The following is a 20,515-nucleotide window of genomic DNA, read 5'->3' as shown; positions in this document are numbered from 1 at the left end:
GGGGGCTCTGCTTCATGTACCAATACGTTCTCGCCATTCATATCATTTTTGTAGTCTGCTGGATGGCGGGGCTGTTTTACATGGTGCGCCTTTTTATTTACCATACCGAAGCGCAGAACAAGCCCGAACCCGACCGCAGTATCCTATCTGCCCAGTTCGAGATCATGGAGCGCAAGCTATGGTATATCATCGCTACGCCATCCATGTTAATCACCATTATTGCGGGTTTAACCATGGTGTACCTTAAACAAGGTTGGCTACTCATGGCCTGGCTTCAAATTAAATTGGTTTTTGTAGTTGGCTTAGCCGTATACCATCACATTTGCGAAAACAAAATGAAGCAAATGCGCAAGGGCGTATTTAAATGGACTTCAACCCAGTTACGCCTCTGGAATGAGTTGGCTACTATATTTCTCTTCGCGATAGTTTTCCTCGCAGTTCTCAAAAACGGAATCAGCTGGATATTTGGCGTTGTGGGGCTGGTGGCTTTCGCGGTAATATTGATGATAGCGGTGAAGATTTATAAGCGGTTTAGGGAGAAGAAAAATTAGAATCAATGCATTAGAGTTGCGATAAAAGAAACGCTATCGCTTGTCATTCCACCTGCATTTGCTAAAAAACTTTTTGCCATCCTGAACGGACTGAAGGATCTATTCTACGCTATGCTTGTTCGCCCTGTATAGTCTATGAATAGATCCTTCGTTCCTACCCATGACGTATTGGATTTTGAGGCGTGTCGGCCTGTCAGTCTGAGCCTGTCGAAGACTCGCGCAGAGAGGCCTTTGCCCGCTATACTTCGACAGGCTAAGGATGACAGCCAGTTTTGTTACGTCATTTCCCCTTCAGAGGCCACCGGATTTTGCCACTCAGGATGACAAGTTGTAGAATCCCAGACTTACGAAGTTTTAAAAACTTCGTAAGTCTTTCGCCGCTTGCCATTTCTCCTTCCGAAAATTCTGAATTTTATCAACTCAGGATAACACCTTTTTAAAGGCATTTGGCTCGGAGGTGACCCCATTTTAAAATCAGCAATAACACAGCTTTTAATCCTTTGTCCAAAAGTCCTTCATCCAAAAGTCCTTTGTCCAAAAACAATGGCAATGCCTGTGGCCCGGGCTGTACATTCATACTACACCGGCCTTAGTCACAGGGCCGGTACCCATTTCCATCCCTATTGCGAAGAATTGCCCCCACCGTCCGGGTGTCCGTCCGTTTCCGGGTGTCGGCACATTTGCGGACGGTTGCGGACACCTTTATTTACATTTGCATATTCAATACCTTGCATGTGGGCACACAAGCCTGGAGGCTTGCGGCAGCTGAGAGAAACTCTGAAGGTGAAATGACGTTTTAAAAAGGGCTGTCTTGCTGAGCTTGTCGAAGCATGTGGGCAAAGGCCCCCGTTTTAGTCGGTTTTAAATACACTTTAAAAGATTTTTAATTTGGCTTTTTGTGGTTCATAAAAGGCAGTTCAAAAAGTCGGTAAAATAGATAGGACGCAAGCACAATTAACGGAGTACCTACAAATACCATAAGATAGTACGAAGCGACTTCGCTTAAACGGATAGGGTTGATTATATATTGCCAAATAAGCTGTATAAGCGGGGCATGAATAAGATAGATACTAAAAGCAAATGTCCCCACAAAAACTAAAGGCCGAATGGATAAGGCACGTTTAATAATAGGCACTTTATCGCCACTTATTAATATTAAAAGGGCTAACGACCAGCAACCGAACAACACGTCGGAAAATTCAAAGAAGTAAGGCCAATCGGCAACTATAGATAGACGCGGTATGATAAATACTAAGATTAGCAGGACAACACAAATTGCAATCCAGGGTAAATTATTTCTCAATTCAACCACTCTCTTATCGGTTGACAACGATATGTACGCGGCTAACATACCTAAAGCGAACAAAATTATATAAGGGTTTACGCCGTCTAAACCTTGCTCAATTCCCCAATTAAAATGCTTGTTTGCGAACGTAGCAATACCAAAAATCAATGTTGAAATAAATACGGTTGATAACAAAGTAGCAAACACACCGAACTTACGCCATATCCACAAAAGCAACGGAAAAAACAGATAAATTCTAAATTCAATTGATATAGTCCAAAACGGATGATTGATCTTAAACATTGTATCGCTAAACACATCCTGAATAAGCAATATGTGTGCTATAATATCCTTACCAGTTACCGGCAAGCTAAGATCCCAATGCCTTCCCATTTTTACGCCGATTACACTTACAATTAGCAAAAGCGACAATCCCAAAGCAAAGTAATACGGTACTGCAATTCGCTTAAATCTTTTCTTGTAAAACAACAAAATACCGCCTTTTAGATTTAAGCTGTTATGCGTTATTAGTGGAATTGTTAAGCAAAAGCCCGATAGTACTATAAAGAAATTAACTGCATAATGACCGTAAAAAAAGCATATTATACTATACTTTTCAAGCCTTGTTAAGTTAGCGTAATCAAAATGAAATTGTGAGATTGTATGATGAAGAACGACATATACCGCGGCAATTGCCCTTAAGCCATCAAGATAAGGTAAATAAAGAGTTTTTTTTGCCGACTTTGTACGCATATAGTTTGAACAAACTTAACACTCTTTAGCCAAATTACAGCCTTGTTTCAACTATCTGAAACGAATAAAATGGGTAGTCTATCAACTCCAATGCAAAGCCTTGTATCTTAGTAATGCGTACCAATAGCCTCTAAAAATACAAAATCCCGGATCAAATAAACATCCGGGATTTTGCATCTGCAATACCTTGTAAGTGGGCACACAAGCCTGGAGGCTTGCGGTAGCGAAAATGCTTGCGGGAGCAGGGAACTGTTCATTCTTTTTAAGCTTAAAGCTTAATCATCTTGCCATTATACACAACGTTCCCGTTTAAGGCAATTACATAAACATAGATGCCGGGATTAAGATTTACGGGAATAACATTTTGAAGGTTATTGAGTACTTTGGTCATGCTAAGCTTACCACTTGCATCATAAAGTTTAAAATCATAATTGTTAATATCGCCGCTTAAAACAGTAAACTCTGTGTTTACCGGATTGGGAAAAACGGCAAATTGCCTGCTTTGCAAAACAATGGCCCTCACCAGGTCCGAATAAATAACCTGGTTATCTGTTGTTGTTAATTTGGCCCGGTAGTATTGAACATGCTTTGGTGCCGCATCTGTAAACTGGTAGCTAAGCTGGTTGGTTACTATGGGCGTTGTACCTATTGCTGTAAAGGTATTGGCCCCGGTCATTTTTTCCCAGGTGATTGTTTTAAGGTTTAACACACTTCCCAGGCTAAGGTTTAGCAACACTTTATTATCAGCAACGTTTGCCAGCAATGTTTTAACATAACAGCCAACACCTTGCACCGTAGCATCTATGGTATAGCTTTTTAAGCCTTCAAAACCATTCCCTTTAGCGCTTACCGCAAAATATTTTGAGGTTTGCTGCTCTGCCGGAATAATGAGCATAGTATCGGTTGTTGTTTTAAGTTGCTGTAACAGGTTATCCTTTATGCTGTAAACAACATAGCCTGTATTGCCTTGTTGGGGCAACCAGTGCAGTAAGGTTCCGGTTGTGCAATTATAACCCACCTTAAGATTTATGGGTTTTGAAATGTTAAATTCTGCGCTCACCAGTGGTTTACCATCAATATCCATTTTAAACATAGCAGTGCTAAATATATCTGGAGCTGTCCAGGTATAATTATTGTTTTTTAGATTGATTGTATTGATGGCCCGCCAGGTTAAGCCATGATCATAGCTTACGCTAAGCTTGCCGGTTGTGGTGGTAAATGTGCTTTGCCAGCGCAGGTAATTATCATCAGCTGCAAAAAACTGACTGTTGATGGTCGGATATATCCACTCAAACTTATCGGCTGGAGCTGCCTGGTAAACAAAATAAAACATTTGCGAACCCGAAGGAACTTTGCTTCCCTTTACATGTATGGTATATGTACCGGCTGCTGGGTTTATAATGGATATTTGTTCAGTATTATTTAATGTGTCCCGCTGCCGTTGCGCTGGCTTTTGCAGGGAGTCAATAGCGGGGTAGGAGCTTAACGTCCAGGGTAAAATAGTTTTCCCATCGGGAGTTGAAACAGATAGGTCGAGATCATTAACCAATGCATTGGGCGCATTGAGCGCCGCAGGCAAATCAGTCCATGCAATTGATATTTTAAGTTCACGGCAATTTGATGGCACCGTTATACTGATGTCTTTTTGCTGGCCATTAGTTACCGGGCCATTGCCAAAACGGTTCTCCTTTATGGTACGCAAAGCTTCAAGCGCATTTAGCCTGCCGTAGCCGGTTTTAAAATCAACCGCCGTATTGCCAATATCATCCGCTGCATTAATAAGTACACTCTTAATTAAAGCAGCCGAAGGCAAGCGCCCATATTGTAATTTATAGGCCTGTTGCAATAAGGCAATAGTACCCGATACCAGCGCTGCCGCGCCCGAGGTTCCATCTTCACCATCGGCCACCAGTTCGGGCTTTATACGGCCGTCATAAGCCGGGCCGGCAGAACTCAGGTCCTCCGGTACATTGGTACGACCTGTTCCGCCTATTACAAAAACGTTTTTAGCCTGTTTAAAATCGCCCGATAAATTTGCTGTACCCGCTAAACCGCTATAAACCCCGGTTGATGGCGCCGTTGTACCAACATTTCCAGACGAAAATACGTGGATGATGGTGTCATTATCTGCTACCTGTTTATCATAGGCTACGGCTTCGGCTCCATAATAGTTTTCTATGCCTGTTCCATAGGAGTGATTTTGCAGACTGATATGAAATGCATTAAAAATGGCTGTGCTATCGGGGAATAAATTGCTAAAGTTTGAAGATGTAAAGCGCACGTGGGGTGCAGCACCAAGTCCTTTTATAAATGAGTTTCCATTACCGCCAACGAGTGTGGCCATAGTGGTGGCATGCCCCGAATTTGTTGCAGATGCCGGAAAAGAATCAAATGACCTTCCAAGCAAATCAAGATCATCATCGTACCTGTCTTCTTTAATACTTACATTTATCCCCTGTCCATTAATTTCGGGATAATTACTGCCTATAGCATTTATAGCGTTGGCACCCAGGTCAATATCGCTTATTGACAGTTCTTCATGTGCCTTCCGGTTATTATCTGCAAAAACCACATATGGCTGCTGCAATATTTCCTTTAACCTATTTATTGGAATGCTTACTTTAACTCTATTTCCATTTGTGGCTGTTATATTACCATACTGCGCCACCTGGTTGATAGCGGCAATACTACTTACGGTAATATCAACATCAATCCGCTTATTGCTGTTTGGACGTTTTTGAGAAAACAGAACCAGGTTATCTGATGCTTTCCATAAGGAATTAGCCGGTGCCGAGGCAGCCACATTCCCGCCTGGCTCAACAGGTATAGTTGAGGCTACTATGTAATAGTTATATGAAATTCTTTTAACAATACGACTTCTTTCCAGCCCGGCGACTGTCGGTTTTAAGAATTTAACAACATAATATTTAAGCGAATCGGCTGCTGGTATTTTATTTGCCGATGCGTAAAGATCAATAACCATTTTATCGCTGATGGGTTTTTGCGACCAGGAATATTTAAAGCATAAAATTAGAATAACGCAAAACAGGAACTTTTTACCCATGCTTTAATAAATAAAAATAAGGAAGGGCAATGCCCTCCCTTATAGTATATCATATTGTACAAATGTATGAGCTGAGTACTTTTTTAATACAAATAATTTAAAGCAATTTTATCGTTTGGATTAAAAGTACGGTCGGTACCGTCAGAGCAAGCCAGCATCCATGACGCCGCATCAGCTTTAGTTGGGGTGCCTGGGATATTAATTGCACCAATACCAGCGCTTCCTTCATTTGATCTGCGTCCGCCGCAGCTAAATGCGCGGTTCATGTAATCGGTATGCCTAAAACCAATGCAATGCCCTATTTCGTGCTGCAAAACCGAGGTAAGGTAATTTACATCCGGGTTGGTGCCATAAGCCTGGGCATTGGTATTCATTTGAATTTGGTTGTAAGGATTGCCTGATGATGTAGGAAAACCCGAAGAGCCCAATGTGATATAACCACCGCTTGGTCCTTCGTTAAACCCAATAACCTGGATATTGCCGCCGCTGCTTACTATCTGAAAAGTGATGGTTAGGCCTAAAGCATTGTAGCGGGCAACTGCATTACTGGTAGCCGTTGCGTAAACTGTTGGTAAATTAGAAACAGAGACCGTAATTGTTCTTGGCAGGCTTTTAACCAGGTTTGTGGTTCGGTATTGCTCTGTTTCGGCAATCCTTAAATTGGGGCTGGTGCTGGTTTCAGATAAGTTGGCTGTTGTTAAGAGAATATCGCCCTCAACCAAATAACCACCGTCCCGTTTTTTGACCTCATCAGTACTAAACCCAAGGTTGGCTATGCTTTTTAATACATCGGCCGAAACCTCGTCGCTCTTTGGAGCCGGTTTGCTGTTGTTCTTTGTACAGGAAAAGAACATAGATGCACCAAAAGCTACACCTAAAGCAATTGTTAGTAATACCTTTTTTTTCATGATTTTTTGTGTTAAGTTATTTTCATAAAGTTTCCCTCTTAAAAATCACATTTGGCTGGCCAGCAATTGAGAAAGATAACTTTACCAGAAAGCTTCACCTCTCAACATTAATTTATAATTTACAATTTGATTTCTAATTAATTGTAAATTAACTTTAATTTTTCAAAATACAAATGTTGGATAAAAAAATTTATCGGTTTTACAGTTTATCCATATCGATGAAGAATAAACTGTAAAAGTGTAAGGGCACACAAGCCTGGAGGCTGCGGCAGCGAAAAATGCTTGCGGGAGCGGGGGGGAGTTTTAAATCGTTCGAAGTCGGAGACATTCGAACAGCGGGAATACTTCAGATAGCAAGCGCTATTTTTGAGATCAAAAATTCAATAAAATTGTCAGCATATCTTTTTAATGTCATGTCACTATAAATAGGATATTCTCCTTTATCATTACTTTGGTTTAAATCGAAAAAATAAGTTTCGCCCTGATTATTCTCCATAATGGCTAATTGACTGTCCGTAAAAGTCTTATTGTTTCTGTTTAATTCATTTACATAAACAATATCCCCTCCGACGACCTCATCGAAATCAATTTCATAAACACTAAATATTTCTTCACCATAAATTTCTCCTCCTCCATAATTTTTTAACCACCAAATATATGATGGAGGGAATTTTGTATTAAGTCTGGTTTGGGCTTTATTTATCCACTCATCAGAAGCCCCTTTTCCATAATCTCCGAAATTGATATCGTCTGGTTTTTCTTTTATTAATTGAATTAATATTTCGTATTGTTCCATGTTTAATGCTGTTATCGCGCTAAGGGCCCACCCTTGTGTTCCGGATGCTAAGTATACGCCATGTTCCGATACAGTCGGCTACAATTCAAATTAATGCGTCCCTCTAAAAATACAAAATCCCGGATCAAAATAAACATCCGGGATTTGCATATTCAATACCTTGCATGCGGGCACACAAGCCTGGAGGCTTGCGGCAGCGAAAAATGCTTGCGGGAGCAGGGGGAACGGATGGGGCAGATGGATTTTAGTGTTATATTTAAAAAAAAAAGTATGAAAATTAAACACAACGATATAGATATTCCTGAAAATGAACCTTTCAAATTTTGCAAATTGGATAGGAAGAAATATGGTGAAATTTTAACTGATATTATCGGTTCCTATTCAGATGGTTTCGTGTTAGCTATTGATAGTAAATGGGGAACAGGAAAAACAACATTTGTTAAAATGTGGAAACAGCATATTGAAAATCAAGATTACAAGACTTTATATTTTAATGCTTGGGCAAATGATTTTGATAATAGCCCCTTGGTGGCATTATTAGCAGAACTAAAAACAATAGCTACCGGCAAAGGCGATGAAACTTTTAAATCATTATTAAAAAAGGGAGCCGTTATAACTAAAAAGATGGTTCCTGGACTTGTAAAGGCAATAGCAGAAAAATATATCGATACAAAAGTACTAAACGAAGTCATAGGAAATTTAGCTGAGTCAGCAGTGGATATTCTAAAAGACGAGGTTGATGAATACACAAATAAAAAGAAAGGTCTTATCGAATTTAGGGAGGAGTTAGAAAAATTTGTGGTGCAGAATACCGATGGAAAACCACTAGTATTTATAATTGACGAATTGGACAGATGCAGACCTAACTACGGGGTACAAGTATTAGAACAGGTAAAACACTTTTTCAATGTACCTGGGATCATCTTTGTTTTAGCAGTAGATAAGCTACAACTAAGTAGCGCTATAAAAGGATTTTACGGTAGTGACCTTATTGACGCCAATGAATATCTTAGACGTTTTATTGATATTGAATATTCAATCCCTGCACCTGTAACGGGGGTGTTTTGTAAATATCTTCACGGCTATTATAACTTTAATGAGTTTTTTAATTCCCCAAAACGAAGTTCATTTCAAGAATTAAGAAATGATAACGAGAACTTTATAACCATTGCAACAAAAATATTTGAAAAGGCCAAAACTACACTGAGGCAACAAGAGAAAATCTTCGCTCATGCCAGGCTTGTTTTAAATTTATTTGAACTTAATAATTACGTATTTCCCGGTACTTTTTTTCTGTTGGTTTTTATAAGAGACTCACAGAGAGATTTCTACGAAAGTATAGTGAATAAGACACTTACTATTCAAGATGTAGCTGACAAATTAATAAAGCTTTTTCCAGCGAATATTGATGCTTATGATATAAGTTATTTTATAAATCAAGAAGCCAACTTTTTGCAATTTTACAATAATTATTATTCTGAGCAATCTCGAATATCTAACCTTCTTAAAAGGGATGAACATGGCAAAGATTTATTGTTAATTACATCTGGCTTTAAAAATGAAGATTCGGATCAACAGCTTCTAAATGCCTTAATAAATTTAAAAACTACAGATAAAAAAAGCTTTAATTTAGGCTTTCTTTTAAAGAAAATAGACTTATTAGATGATGTTATAAAATAACTTACGATCCCAAGCTGTTCGAAACCTCCGACTTCGAACTAATATGTTAGGTAGTCTCTAGGCTACTTGTGCCGTGGCCTTAGCTTATATATAAAGTAGTTCTAAATTACAGGCATAGTCGTTTGAAGTCAGAGACATTCGAACAGCGGGGAATACTTCAGATAGCGAGGTAGTTTATCCCCCGCATTATCAGGTTAGGTATTATACTGATAACTACAATTGCAGCCTGGGTAATTGCGGAAACCAGAGAAAACCCTCACGTAAATTTTTTCTTTTAAGAAATGCCTTTTACGTGCGACATTATACATCTGTCATGATTTATTCGTGCCTGAAGACCAATGAACACCATACCCCACTGTTTACGCCTTTATTTTAAAATGTTGCGTCGAGCCGAATTCAGATTACTATACATTTTGATGATTGTGGGTGGTATCGAACCATCGCACGTAAGCTTTACCTGTACTGCTATACCAATTGAGATACACATCAACCAATTTACCAATGAGCAATAGTTCAAAGTTGTAGACGGCTATTTAATCACAGTTACAACATGTAGAATCAGCTTCACGCTCTCTGTGAAATATTATGACAATACTTATTGATTTAATAATTGAGGCGCTCATCCTGTACTATCTGATTTTTTCATACTTTCGCGAACGATGATTACAACGTGTATAGTCGCCGGGGCCGTTTGTGCGGTTCTTCAACTGGCGACGACGTGGATAGTCCTGTATAACAACAGGAAATAAGGCACAAACCTTATTTGAAAACAAGATAAACACTATATAATGAGATCATTCAGAAAGGGAGCAAGCAGTAATGTGAACTCCCTTTCGCCATTTTAATGAAATGTTTTACCGCAGCTAGTGCACACCTGCCGCATACCCCCACATGCAAATCACGAGGGTCTTATAAGCGCAAAAAGTTCAATTCTACCGCACATTCTCGCGTTAGGGGTTGCAGCGGATACCGGCCAATGTGGCTAAGGCCTGTGCAGTATGAGCGTAAAACCCGGCCCGCAGGGAACGCCCTTGTTAGTAGCAAGTAATTGGTATCAAGTAGGTGATGCCAGGCTGCGAACATTGCATGCGGTTTACCTGTCCTGTGGGGTGCCGAAACAAGTTCGGCATGACTTTAGGGGTGAGTAAGGGCATGTGGCAAAACAAAAAGCCTCCCGGAGTTTTTAGCTTCGGGAGGCTTTTATAGTTGGGAGGTAATGGTTAACCTGCAAATTCGCTCTGTATAGCCGGGGATTGCTTCGTTCCTCGCAATGATGGGTGGGGAAGGTATGGCGGTTAAGCATGGTGCAGAGGCCTTTGCCCGCGTGCTTCGACAGGCTCAGCATGACCGGTCCTTTTTACCTTTCACCCTTTACCTTTCTCCCTTCACCTTTTACCTTTCGCCCTTACACCAAATACTCAAACAGCGTTTGATCTTTATTCAGCTCAATTACATTGAAGCGGTGGGCTGCCATGCGTTGTAACAGAGCGGGGTAATCATCTGCGGTTTTTAGTTCGATACCTACCAGGGCGGGGCCGTTCTCTTTCTCGGTTTTTTTGATAAACTCAAACCGGGTAATATCATCATGCGGACCTAATACGTTGTTCACAAACAGCTTTAAGGCACCTGGTCGTTGCGGAAAGCGGACGATGAAATAGTGTTTAAGGCCTTCATACAGCAATGATTTTTCTTTAATCTCCTGCATGCGGGCAATATCATTGTTACCACCGCTGATCACACACACTACTCTTTTGCCTTTGATTTTATCCTTGCAGGCATCAAGCACCGCTACAGATAACGCGCCTGCGGGCTCAACAACAATGGCATCTTCGTTGTATAGCTTTAATATGGTGGTACAAACTTTACCTTCGGGTACCAGCAGCATATCGTCAAGTACTTCCTGGCAAAGGTTATAGGTTAGGCTGCCTACGCGTTTTACCGCAGCGCCATCTACAAAACGGTTAATCTCGGGCAGGGTAATGGGGCCGCCATGTGCAAATGCTTCCAGCATGGAGGGGGCGCCTTCGGGTTCAACACCGGCAAGGTAAATACCGGGTACGTTTTGCTTGAGATAGCTGCCTGTTCCGGCTGCTAAGCCACCGCCACCTATGGGCATAATAATGGCTTCTACATTGGGCAGGTCCTGCAATATCTCCACACCTACGGTGCCCTGGCCTTCAATAATGCGGTAATTATCAAAGGGAGGGATAAACGTCATCTTGTGGGCTTCGGTATATATCAAAGCCTCACGCAGACAATCATCAAAGGTATCGCCGGTTAATATAATTTCGATATTACCCTTACCATGCATTTCGGTTTGGGTAACTTTTTGTTTCGGGGTAATCTCGGGCATAAAAATTACGCCTTTGGTGCCCAGTCGGCTACAGCTAAAAGCCACGCCCTGCGCGTGGTTACCGGCACTGGCGCAAACTACGCCGCGGCTCAGTTCTTCCTCGTTTAACTGGCTGATCATGTTGTAAGCGCCGCGCAGTTTGTACGAGCGTACAATTTGCAGATCTTCGCGCTTTAAATATATCTCGCACTCGTATTTTGCCGATAGGCCCGCGTTATACTCCAGCGGTGTGCGCTTAACAACCCCTTTCAATCGTTCGTAAGCCGACTCGAAATCAAGCAGGTTTTTAGTTTCAGTTTCCATTATTAATTTTTTACCAGCCTGTGGCTCATTAAAGCCTGCAGGTCGAGGTCATTGATATCAAGCTTGACATCGGCAAGCGTTAAAAATTTACTGTATACGTTGGCCAGTTCTTCTTTATCTAAAACAAAACCCAATCGTTCCAAATGGAACTTCAGAGCATGCCTGCCGCTGCGCGCGGTTAGCACTATTGTGGCGCTCGGAAAGCCTACATCTTCAGGGCGAATAATTTCATAGTTCTCGCGCATTTTCAGGAAACCATCCTGGTGAATGCCAGAGCTGTGTGCAAATGCATTGGCGCCTACAATAGCTTTATTGGGCTGTACCGGCATCCGCATCTGCGTACTGATCATATGGCTCAGCTCGAAGAATTTTTTTGCATCGATATTGGTATGTAAGCCCAAAACCTGGTGCACTTTCAAAATCATCACGACTTCTTCAATAGCGGTATTGCCCGCACGTTCGCCAATACCGTTGATGGTACCCTCAATTTGGCGGGCGCCGTTTTGTAAGCCGGCTATAGAGTTGGCGGTTGCCAAACCTAAATCGTTATGGCAATGTACCGAGATGATGGCTTTATCAATATTTTTAACGTTCTCTTTCAGGAAACGGATCTTGCTGCCATACTGATCTGGCAGGCAATAACCATTGGTATCCGGGATATTAACTACGGTGGCTCCGGCAGCAATAACGGCCTCGACCATCTGTGCCAAAAACACCACATCGGCACGACCGGCGTCCTCGGCATAAAACTCGATATCTTCAACGGCGCGTTTGGCATATTTTACAGCTTCAACCGCACGCTCCAGGATCTCTTCGCGGGTGCTGTTGAATTTATGCTTGATGTGCATATCTGATGAACCAATCCCCGTATGGATGCGTGGGTGTTTGGCGTATTTTAATGATTCGATAGCGGCATCAATATCACCTTTGTTGGCACGGGTTAAGGCGCAAACGGTAGGGTTCTTTACTGCTTTCGAAATCTCGACAACACTCTGAAAATCTCCCGGACTTGAAACCGGGAAACCGGCTTCAATAATATCCACGCCCAGTAATTCCAGTTCTTTTGCTATCTCAATCTTTTCGGGTGTTGTTAACTGGCATCCTGGTACCTGCTCGCCGTCGCGAAGCGTGGTATCAAAAACATAAACGCGGTTGGGATCGTGTAACATATCTTTTTATTTTAGTAGCAGGTAGTTATTGTTAGTACATAGTAGCAAGTATCAAGTAACAAGATTTTTTGCTTTGTATGTGTATATAACTACCGTTGTGTGTTTAATTAATCTATAAATATCGTTAATTCAAGCATCAATTAAAAGTCTTGATACCTGATACTAACTACTAATATTATTCTTTAACCGCCACAAACATCAATCGTTTATAATCAGCGTACCATTGGCCGCCTTCGTTATAATAAGGTTCAAGTTTGTCGGTTATTTCTTTTAGTATTTGTTCTTTTTCGTCTTCGGCAATGCCTTCCAGATATTGTGCGCCAAACATGGTTACCCATTTAGCTACGCCCTGGTCGCCATCCTGAAGCGGTGTTTTACGATCATAATGCGCCGCAAACGTTACCCTGAAGCCATGCTCTTCCAGCATTTTGGCATATTCGCCGGTAGAAGGGAAGAACCACACTTTGGTATCTGCCTGCACGTGGTAGCCATGGTTATGCAGCACCAATTGCGTTGCTTCAACCAGTTTGGCCACGTTGCCTTTGCCACCCATTTCGGCAACAAAACGACCGCCATGTTTAAGCACATTGTACACACTGCGCATCATGCCATTTTGATCTTTTACCCAATGCAGGGCGGCGTTGGAGAACACAGCATCGTATTTATCATCGGCAAAAAAGTCGACAGCATCCTCAACCGCGAAATCAACATCAGGGTATTTTTCTTTTGCCTGTTGAATCATATCAGGCGATAGATCTGTACCTTTAACTATGGCGCCTTTATCCTGTATTAGCTTGGTTAAATGACCCGTACCGCAGCCCAGGTCGAGGATATGCTCACCAGGTTTAACATTCAATAATTCCAATACATCTTCTCCGTATTGAAATACGAAGGCATGTTTCTGGTCGTATAGATCAGCGTTCCACTTCATGTTATTAGTCATTATGTTATTGGTAATTAAGTCATTTACTTAGCAGGGTTTTAACCTTTCGCCTTTGACTTTTTGCCTTTAACCTATAAGTACTCCAGCACTTTTTGCCCCATGGCTTTGGTGCCTAAAATTTTGCTTTTATCGGTATTGGCATCAGCAATATCGCCGGTGCGGTAACCATCTTTCAACGTTTTATCAATAGCCGATGTGATCAGTTTGGCTTCATCTTTAAGCCCGAAGCTGATCTCTAACATCAAAGCTACGGATAATATAGATGCCAGTGGATTGGCCTTATCCATACCCGCAATATCATGTGCCGAACCATGGATAGGCTCAAAAAAGCCCGTGCCATCGCCAATTGATGCCGATGCCAGCATCCCCATTGAACCGGCAATCTGCGATGCTTCATCAGTTAAAATATCACCAAAAAGGTTGGCGGTTAATACCACATCAAACTTTTTAGGGTTTTTAACCAGTTGCATGGCTGCATTATCAATAAACATATGCTCGGTTTCAACCTCAGGATAGTTTTTGGCCATTTCCTGAACCACCTCGCGCCACAGGCGTGACGACTCCAGCACGTTGGCTTTATCAACAGAACATAATCTTTTACCACGTACCATGGCAGCTTCATATGCTTTTATAGCGATGCGCTCCACCTCGTAACGGGAATAGATCATCAGATCGGAAGCCGTGTTGCGGTCCTCGCTGCGTTTTTTCTCACCGAAGTAAACATCGCCGGTAAGCTCCCGGAAGAAAAGAATGTCGGTTCCTTTCAAAATTTCCGGTTTCAGGCTTGAAGCATCCAGCAGCTCATCAAATAACATGATGGGACGAAGGTTGGCATACAAGCCCAGTTCTTTACGTATCTTCAATAATCCCTGCTCCGGGCGCACCTTTGCAGATGGATCATTATCATATTTAATATGACCAATAGCGCCAAATAATATGGCATCACTGGCTTTTGCTTTTGCTAACGTTTCATCGGGCAGGGGATTGCCTGTAGCTTCGATACCTGCATGGCCCATCAGGGCTTCGTCAAAGGTAAACTCATGGCCAAAATCCTGACCAATTTTTTCTAAAACCGCTTTACCCCAGGTGGTAACCTCGGGGCCTATCCCGTCGCCGGGTATTACTAAAATATGTTTCTTCATGAGCCCCCTAACCCCCTAAAGGGGGAATTTTTTTGTTATAATTAGATATTGTTACGCGGGTTTTGTGCCGCGTATTTCTTTTAATTTCATTGTCATGCGCTCCGCGTCATTTTCTACCCATTCGGTATACTCATCTATCGCCAGCAGGCGCAACTCATCATCAATATAGCCTTCTTCAACCATTTGTTTTGACATGGCTACCTTTGCCCAGATACCTGCTTTATTGACGAAGTTCGGCTGGCCTTTTTTATAAACCTCATCCGCATCAAGTGAAACAATGCCCGTAAAACCGGCCTCTTCAAAATAACCGGGCAAATCCTCGGCTATGTGATTATTCATACCGGCATCACCGCGCCATCTTAAAAAGGTAGCATAAAACCGCAGCATACTTGGCGGCGGTTGTGGCTGCCATTCCAGCGCCTCGTGGTTATAATCTAATATAGATACTATTCCGCCCGGTTTCAACAACGAGTACATTTTTTTCAATGCTTCAACAGGGTTGTTTAGCCATTGCAAAACTCTTGCCGCTACAATCAGGTCGAACTTTTCTTCCGGCTCATAGGCAAACAGATCGGTATAAATCAGCTCCAGGTTTTTAACATCAGCATAAGTTTCCTTACCGCTTTGGATAAAATACTCGGTGTTATCAATCCCCGTTACATGACCGGCAGAACCAACCTTAGCAGCTATATCCTTAGAGATAGCACCCGTACCACAACCCACATCCAAAACCCTGAGGCCAGGAGTGAGGAGGGGCGATAACGTTGCGTAATCAGCCTCCAGTCTTCGCTCGTCAAATAACTTAGCGGTGCCTTTTCCTTCTCGTTGGATTGTTTTGTTCATTAGTTCACAGGTTTATTAGTTTAGTCCATGGTCCATAGTCGATGGTCCATGGTATTTTTTCCATGGTCTATCGACCATTGACCATCGACTATCTCTTTGCTTCAAATTCGGCTATCAATTCCTTTTTGCTCAGGATGTAGTCGATATCATCATAGCCGTTGGTCATACAGGCTTTTTTGTAGGGATTAACCTCAAAGGTTTCCTGCTCGCCGGTTGCTACAATTTTAATAAACTGATCAACCAGATCAATCTCAACCACGGCATGCTCATCGGCATAAACCGCATCAAAGATCTTCTTTAAAAAGTCATCGCTCACCTGTACCGGCAGCAAGCCGTTGTTTAGGGCGTTGCCTTTAAAAATATCGGCAAAAAAACTGCTTACCACGGCATCAAAGCCATAATCGGCAATGGCCCAGGCAGCATGCTCGCGACTACTGCCGCAACCAAAGTTCTTGCCTGCAACCAATATTTTACCACTGTAATTTGGGTTATTGAGTACGAAATCCTGTTTAGGGTTGTCGTCGCCGTCAAAACGCCAGTCGCGGAATAAGTTATTGCCAAAACCATCGCGGGTAGTGGCTTTCAAAAACCGGGCAGGAATGATCTGGTCCGTATCGATATTCTCGATAGGCAAAGGCACCACGCTGGTTTGGATATGTTTGAATATTTTGGTACTCATGATATTTGTTTTTTTCTGAACCGGAATTTGTCGAATTTTTGGAATTACACGAATTTTAGAATTTATTGAATTAGAATTTTAAAACTCTTATTCATTCTTTAATTCGTTTAATTTCGTTTCAGACAGTATCTGGAATGTATTTTTTATTCAGTAGTCTTTTAAATTGCAGGCTCTTACTTCCAAAATTTATAAGTAATCCTATTTTAATATTATAAGCTTCAAGATAGTTAATGCCTTGTGTAAGGTGAACATCCTCTAAAAGAATAAGGGCTTTCAACTCAACCATTATTTCGCCTTCTACAAAGAAATCAACCCGCCTTGCTCCAATCTGCTCATTTCTGTAAAAGATTGGCATTTCCATCTCTCTTGTAAAAACCAACCCAGCTAAGGCCATCTCTATCTCTAATGCCCTTTGATAGATCACCTCTTGAAAGCCATTGCCTAAAGAAGAATGGACCCGCATTGCACATCCAATGATTCTGCTGCTGCAATCTTTAAATTCTTCAGGCGTCTTTTTAAAGGTGTCCATTTATCATTTTATTTTTCTGAACCTGAATTTGTTGAATTACCTGAATTTTAGAATTCTCGAAGCGATGTTTTAAAATTCTGTTAATTCAACAAATTCGTTTAATTCCGGTTCAGACTTATGCTAATTCTGATTCAGACAAAAATTCCCTTATATCCGTCACCTTACCTGTAATTGCAGAAGCAGCTGCGGTTAGCGGGCTTGCCAGGAAAGTGCGTGAGTTTGGTCCCTGCCTGCCTTCGAAGTTACGGTTGGAGGTAGATACACAGTATTTACCTGCGGGGATCTTATCCTCGTTCATGCCTAAACATGCGCTGCAGCCTGGTTCACGCAGAGGGAAACCTGCTTCACCTAATATCTTATCAAGACCTTCGCGGATGGCTTGTTCCTGTACTTGTTTGGAGCCGGGAACTACCCATGCTACTACGTTATCTGCCTTGTGTTTGCCTTTTACAAATTCGGCAACCTGGCGTAAATCTTCTATACGCGAGTTGGTACAGCTGCCGATGAAAACGTAATCAATAGGCTTACCTAATAATAGTTCGTCATCATGCAAACCCATGTAGTCAAGGGCTTTTTTGTACGATCCCTGTTCTTTTGCCTCAAACGAAGCAGTTTCGGGAACGTGTTGTGTTATGCCGATACCCATACCCGGATTTGTTCCGTAGGTGATCATTGGCTCAATATCTTCGGCATTAAAGGATAATACTTCATCAAAAGCTGCATCAGCATCTGAGTATAAAGTTTTCCAGTAAGCTACTGCTTTATCCCACTCTTCGCCCTTTGGAGCAAATTCGCGGCCTTTTACATATTCAATAGTTGTTTCATCGGGAGCAATCAAACCACAACGGGCACCCATTTCGATGCTCATGTTACAGATAGTCATGCGGCCTTCCATACTTAATGAGCGGATGGTATCGCCTGCATATTCCACAGCATAACCCGTACCGCCTGCGGCCGAGATCTTTGCAATGATGTACAGGATGATATCTTTAGCGCCAACGCCGTTATGCAGTTTGCCGTTAACTTCAATCTTCATGCGTTTTGGGCGCGATTGCAGTAAACACTGTGTAGCCATTACCTGCTCCACCTGTGAGGTGCCTATACCAAATGCTATGGCACCAAAAGCGCCGTGTGTTGAGGTATGGCTATCGCCGCAAACATAAGTGCCTCCGGGACGGGTGATACCCAGCTCGGGCCCTATTACGTGTACAATACCCTGGAAAGGATGACCTAATCCATACAACTCGATACCAAATTCTGCACAGTTTTTGGTGAGCATATCAACCTGGTAGCGGGAAAGTTCTTCTTTAATGGGGAGGTGCTGATCAATTGTAGGAACGTTATGATCGGCAGTGGCCACTGTTTGTTTGGGCCTGAAAACCGGTAAACCTCTTGTACGCAAACCATCAAATGCCTGCGGACTGGTTACCTCGTGAATAAAGTGTGTGTCGATGTATAAAATGTCAGGAAAACCCTCGTTGCTACTGACGACGTGCGCATCCCAAATTTTATCGAATAATGTTTGTCCCATGGTTTTATTGTATCAAGTAGTTAGTATCAAGTATCAAGTACCTGACAGCGGGCGGCCAGCTTGATTTTTGATACTGCATTGGTATTTATAACAAGTAGTTAGTACCAGCAGCAAGTCAAAAAAGTCTTGCTACCTGATACTAACTACTTGATACTTATTTTAAGCTTCTACAACCTGGTTTTCAGGACGTAAGCTGCGTACAGTTTTACCTGCCTGCCATAATTCGCTTTCGCGTAATTCTTTTAATTCCGCGTCTAATTTTTCGCGGTAATCAGGCTGGCTGTTTAAGTCGATTGAACGTTGTGACTCAACACCTGTTGCAACGCTTTTGTATAATTCTTCAAATACCGGTTTAGTGGCATCGCGGAATTTTTTCCACCAATCCAAAGCACCACGTTGTGCTGTAGTTGAGCAATTGGCATACATCCAGTCCATACCATTTTCTGCAACTAAAGGCATTAATGATTGGGTTAACTCTTCAACAGTTTCGTTAAAGGCTTCAGATGGAGAGTGACCATTGGTGCGCAATACTTCGTACTGAGCAGCAAAAATACCCTGGATACAACCCATTAGTGTACCACGCTCGCCGGTTAAATCGCTGAATACTTCTTTTTTGAAGTTGGTTTCGAATAAATAACCGCTACCTACAGCGATACCTAACGAAATAACACGATCAAATGCTTTACCTGTTGCATCCTGGAAGATTGCATAGCTTGAATTTAAGCCACGGCCTTGCAAAAACATACGGCGTAATGATGTACCAGAGCCTTTAGGGGCAACCAAAAATACGTCAACATCAGCCGGTGGAATGATACCTGTTTGCTCGTTAAAAGTAATACCAAACCCGTGAGAGAAGTATAATGCTTTACCCGGAGTAAGGTGTTTTTTAACAGTTGGCCATAAGGCAATCTGTGCTGCATCACTTAATAAGTAGCAAATTACTGTTCCTCTTTCTAAAGCTTCTTCAATTTCAAAAAGGGTTTCGCCCGGTACAAAGCCATCACTTACAGCTTTATCCCAAGTTTTGGTGCCTTTACGCTGACCAACAATTACATTAATGCCATTGTCTTTTTGGTTTAACGCCTGACCCGGACCTTGAACGCCATAGCCAATTACTGCTACAACTTCGTCTTTTAGTACTTCCTGAGCTTTTGATAAAGGGAACTCATCGCGGGTAACCACATTTTCTTCGGTACCGCCGAAATTTAATTTTGCCATGATTTTTAATTTTTGTGATTTCACCAATTAAGGATGATTTCACCGATTTTATTGTTAAAGTTTATATTTTATTTTTTGATTTCACCGGTTAAGGTGATTTCGTTGATTAGGGTTGGGCCTTTTACCTTTCAGCTTTAGCCTTTCACCTTTTCCTTACATCGTAAATACTTTTTGTCCCTGGTTTAAATATTCGTTTTCGATAACGTCTTCGCCCGGTTCAAGGCGCTCAAACTCGCGCAATTTACGGTTAAATCCATCACTATCTTTAATAATTGCAACACGTGCGCTACGTACAAATTCTATCAAACCGTAAGGCTGTAATATGCTGATCAGGTTATCGGTTTCCTCGCGGTGACCGGTAGTTTCAAACACCGTGTAATCCTTACGAATCACTACCGCGCGGGCACCGTTCTCGCGCAATAAACGCTCAACGCTCACCTTTTCGGCAATAACATCTGTCGATACTTTATATAACGCCATTTCCTGCCAAATCACATCTTCGTTGGTATGATAATAGCATTTTAATACTTCTACCTGTTTCTCAATCTGGCGCGTTAACTTGCGTACCACATCTTCCGATTCGGTGATCACAATATTAAAGCGGTGAATGCTCTCTATCTCCGAAGGAGAAGTATTCAAGCTATCTATATTGATTTTACGACGGGTAAATATAATGGCTATCCGGTTCAATAAACCAATCTGGTTTTCGGTATAAACCGTGATGTTAAATTCCTGTTTTTCTATATCCTGGGTCATGATTTCTTTTTT

General features: G+C 41.9%; 16 protein-coding genes. 2 read left to right on the top strand and 14 right to left on the bottom strand.

The genetic code is table 11. The features are described 5' to 3' along the window. The first annotated feature begins 14 nt into the window (after positions 1-14). A complete protein-coding gene (locus AC1DYB_RS26705) occupies positions 15-551 on the top strand; it encodes a CopD family protein (protein ID WP_477439530.1) in 537 nt (178 codons plus the stop codon). A gap of 883 nt (positions 552-1,434) precedes the next feature. On the opposite strand, the gene AC1DYB_RS26700 is transcribed toward AC1DYB_RS26705, so the two are convergent. From AC1DYB_RS26700 to AC1DYB_RS26685, 4 genes are all read right to left on the bottom strand, one after another. Next, positions 1,435-2,589 carry an acyltransferase family protein gene (locus AC1DYB_RS26700; protein WP_477439528.1) on the bottom strand — a complete coding sequence of 385 codons (1,155 nt, stop codon included), beginning with the start codon at positions 2,587-2,589 and terminating at the stop codon, positions 1,435-1,437. Positions 2,590-2,857: 268 nt separating this feature from the next. Beyond that, entirely contained in the window at positions 2,858-5,653 is a 2,796-nt protein-coding gene (locus AC1DYB_RS26695) for a S8 family peptidase (protein ID WP_477439526.1), read from the bottom strand. Positions 5,654-5,736: 83 nt separating this feature from the next. Next, positions 5,737-6,561, bottom strand: coding sequence for a M57 family metalloprotease (locus AC1DYB_RS26690; RefSeq protein ID WP_477397847.1), 825 nt, complete (start codon positions 6,559-6,561; stop codon positions 5,737-5,739). A gap of 346 nt (positions 6,562-6,907) precedes the next feature. After that, the gene (locus AC1DYB_RS26685; RefSeq protein ID WP_477439524.1) at positions 6,908-7,357 is read right to left on the bottom strand and encodes an SMI1/KNR4 family protein; all 450 of its coding nucleotides are present in this window, start codon (positions 7,355-7,357) and stop codon (positions 6,908-6,910) included. 144 nt (positions 7,358-7,501) lie between these two features. Between AC1DYB_RS26685 and AC1DYB_RS26680 the strand changes: the two genes are divergently transcribed. Beyond that, positions 7,502-9,037, top strand: coding sequence for a KAP family P-loop NTPase fold protein (locus AC1DYB_RS26680; protein WP_477439522.1), 1,536 nt, complete (start codon positions 7,502-7,504; stop codon positions 9,035-9,037). A 1,405-nt stretch (positions 9,038-10,442) separates the two neighbouring features. Here the strand turns inward: AC1DYB_RS26680 and ilvA are convergent. From ilvA to ilvN, 10 genes are all read right to left on the bottom strand, one after another. Then, a complete protein-coding gene (gene ilvA, locus AC1DYB_RS26675; RefSeq protein WP_477439520.1) occupies positions 10,443-11,693 on the bottom strand; it encodes a threonine ammonia-lyase IlvA in 1,251 nt (416 codons plus the stop codon). A 2-nt stretch (positions 11,694-11,695) separates the two neighbouring features. Continuing rightward, complete coding sequence (locus AC1DYB_RS26670; protein WP_477398271.1) at positions 11,696-12,862, bottom strand: 2-isopropylmalate synthase; 1,167 nt, start codon at positions 12,860-12,862, stop codon at positions 11,696-11,698. Between the two features lie 175 nt (positions 12,863-13,037). Next, on the bottom strand, positions 13,038-13,793 hold the full coding sequence (locus AC1DYB_RS26665) for a class I SAM-dependent methyltransferase (RefSeq protein WP_477439518.1): 756 nt from the start codon (positions 13,791-13,793) through the stop codon (positions 13,038-13,040). Positions 13,794-13,876: 83 nt separating this feature from the next. After that, on the bottom strand, positions 13,877-14,947 hold the full coding sequence (gene leuB, locus AC1DYB_RS26660; RefSeq protein WP_477439516.1) for a 3-isopropylmalate dehydrogenase: 1,071 nt from the start codon (positions 14,945-14,947) through the stop codon (positions 13,877-13,879). A gap of 51 nt (positions 14,948-14,998) precedes the next feature. Beyond that, positions 14,999-15,790, bottom strand: coding sequence for a class I SAM-dependent methyltransferase (locus AC1DYB_RS26655; protein WP_477439514.1), 792 nt, complete (start codon positions 15,788-15,790; stop codon positions 14,999-15,001). 88 nt (positions 15,791-15,878) lie between these two features. After that, positions 15,879-16,469, bottom strand: a complete 591-nt coding sequence (gene leuD, locus AC1DYB_RS26650) for a 3-isopropylmalate dehydratase small subunit (protein ID WP_477439512.1) — start codon at positions 16,467-16,469, stop codon at positions 15,879-15,881. Positions 16,470-16,587: 118 nt separating this feature from the next. Beyond that, positions 16,588-16,998 (bottom strand): GxxExxY protein, encoded by a 411-nt coding sequence (locus AC1DYB_RS26645; RefSeq protein ID WP_477439510.1) that lies wholly within the window; start codon positions 16,996-16,998, stop codon positions 16,588-16,590. Positions 16,999-17,113: 115 nt separating this feature from the next. Beyond that, positions 17,114-18,529 carry a 3-isopropylmalate dehydratase large subunit gene (leuC, locus tag AC1DYB_RS26640; RefSeq protein WP_477439508.1) on the bottom strand — a complete coding sequence of 472 codons (1,416 nt, stop codon included), beginning with the start codon at positions 18,527-18,529 and terminating at the stop codon, positions 17,114-17,116. 159 nt (positions 18,530-18,688) lie between these two features. Beyond that, a complete protein-coding gene (gene ilvC / locus AC1DYB_RS26635) occupies positions 18,689-19,747 on the bottom strand; it encodes a ketol-acid reductoisomerase (protein ID WP_295719998.1) in 1,059 nt (352 codons plus the stop codon). A gap of 153 nt (positions 19,748-19,900) precedes the next feature. Continuing rightward, entirely contained in the window at positions 19,901-20,503 is a 603-nt protein-coding gene (ilvN, locus tag AC1DYB_RS26630; protein WP_477398285.1) for an acetolactate synthase small subunit, read from the bottom strand. Positions 20,504-20,515 lie beyond the last annotated feature (12 nt).

The organism is Mucilaginibacter sp. P2_A4 (assembly GCF_056405015.1).
Note: the sequence above shows the minus strand (reverse complement) of the source record. Positions and strands in the feature narration are given on the sequence as shown.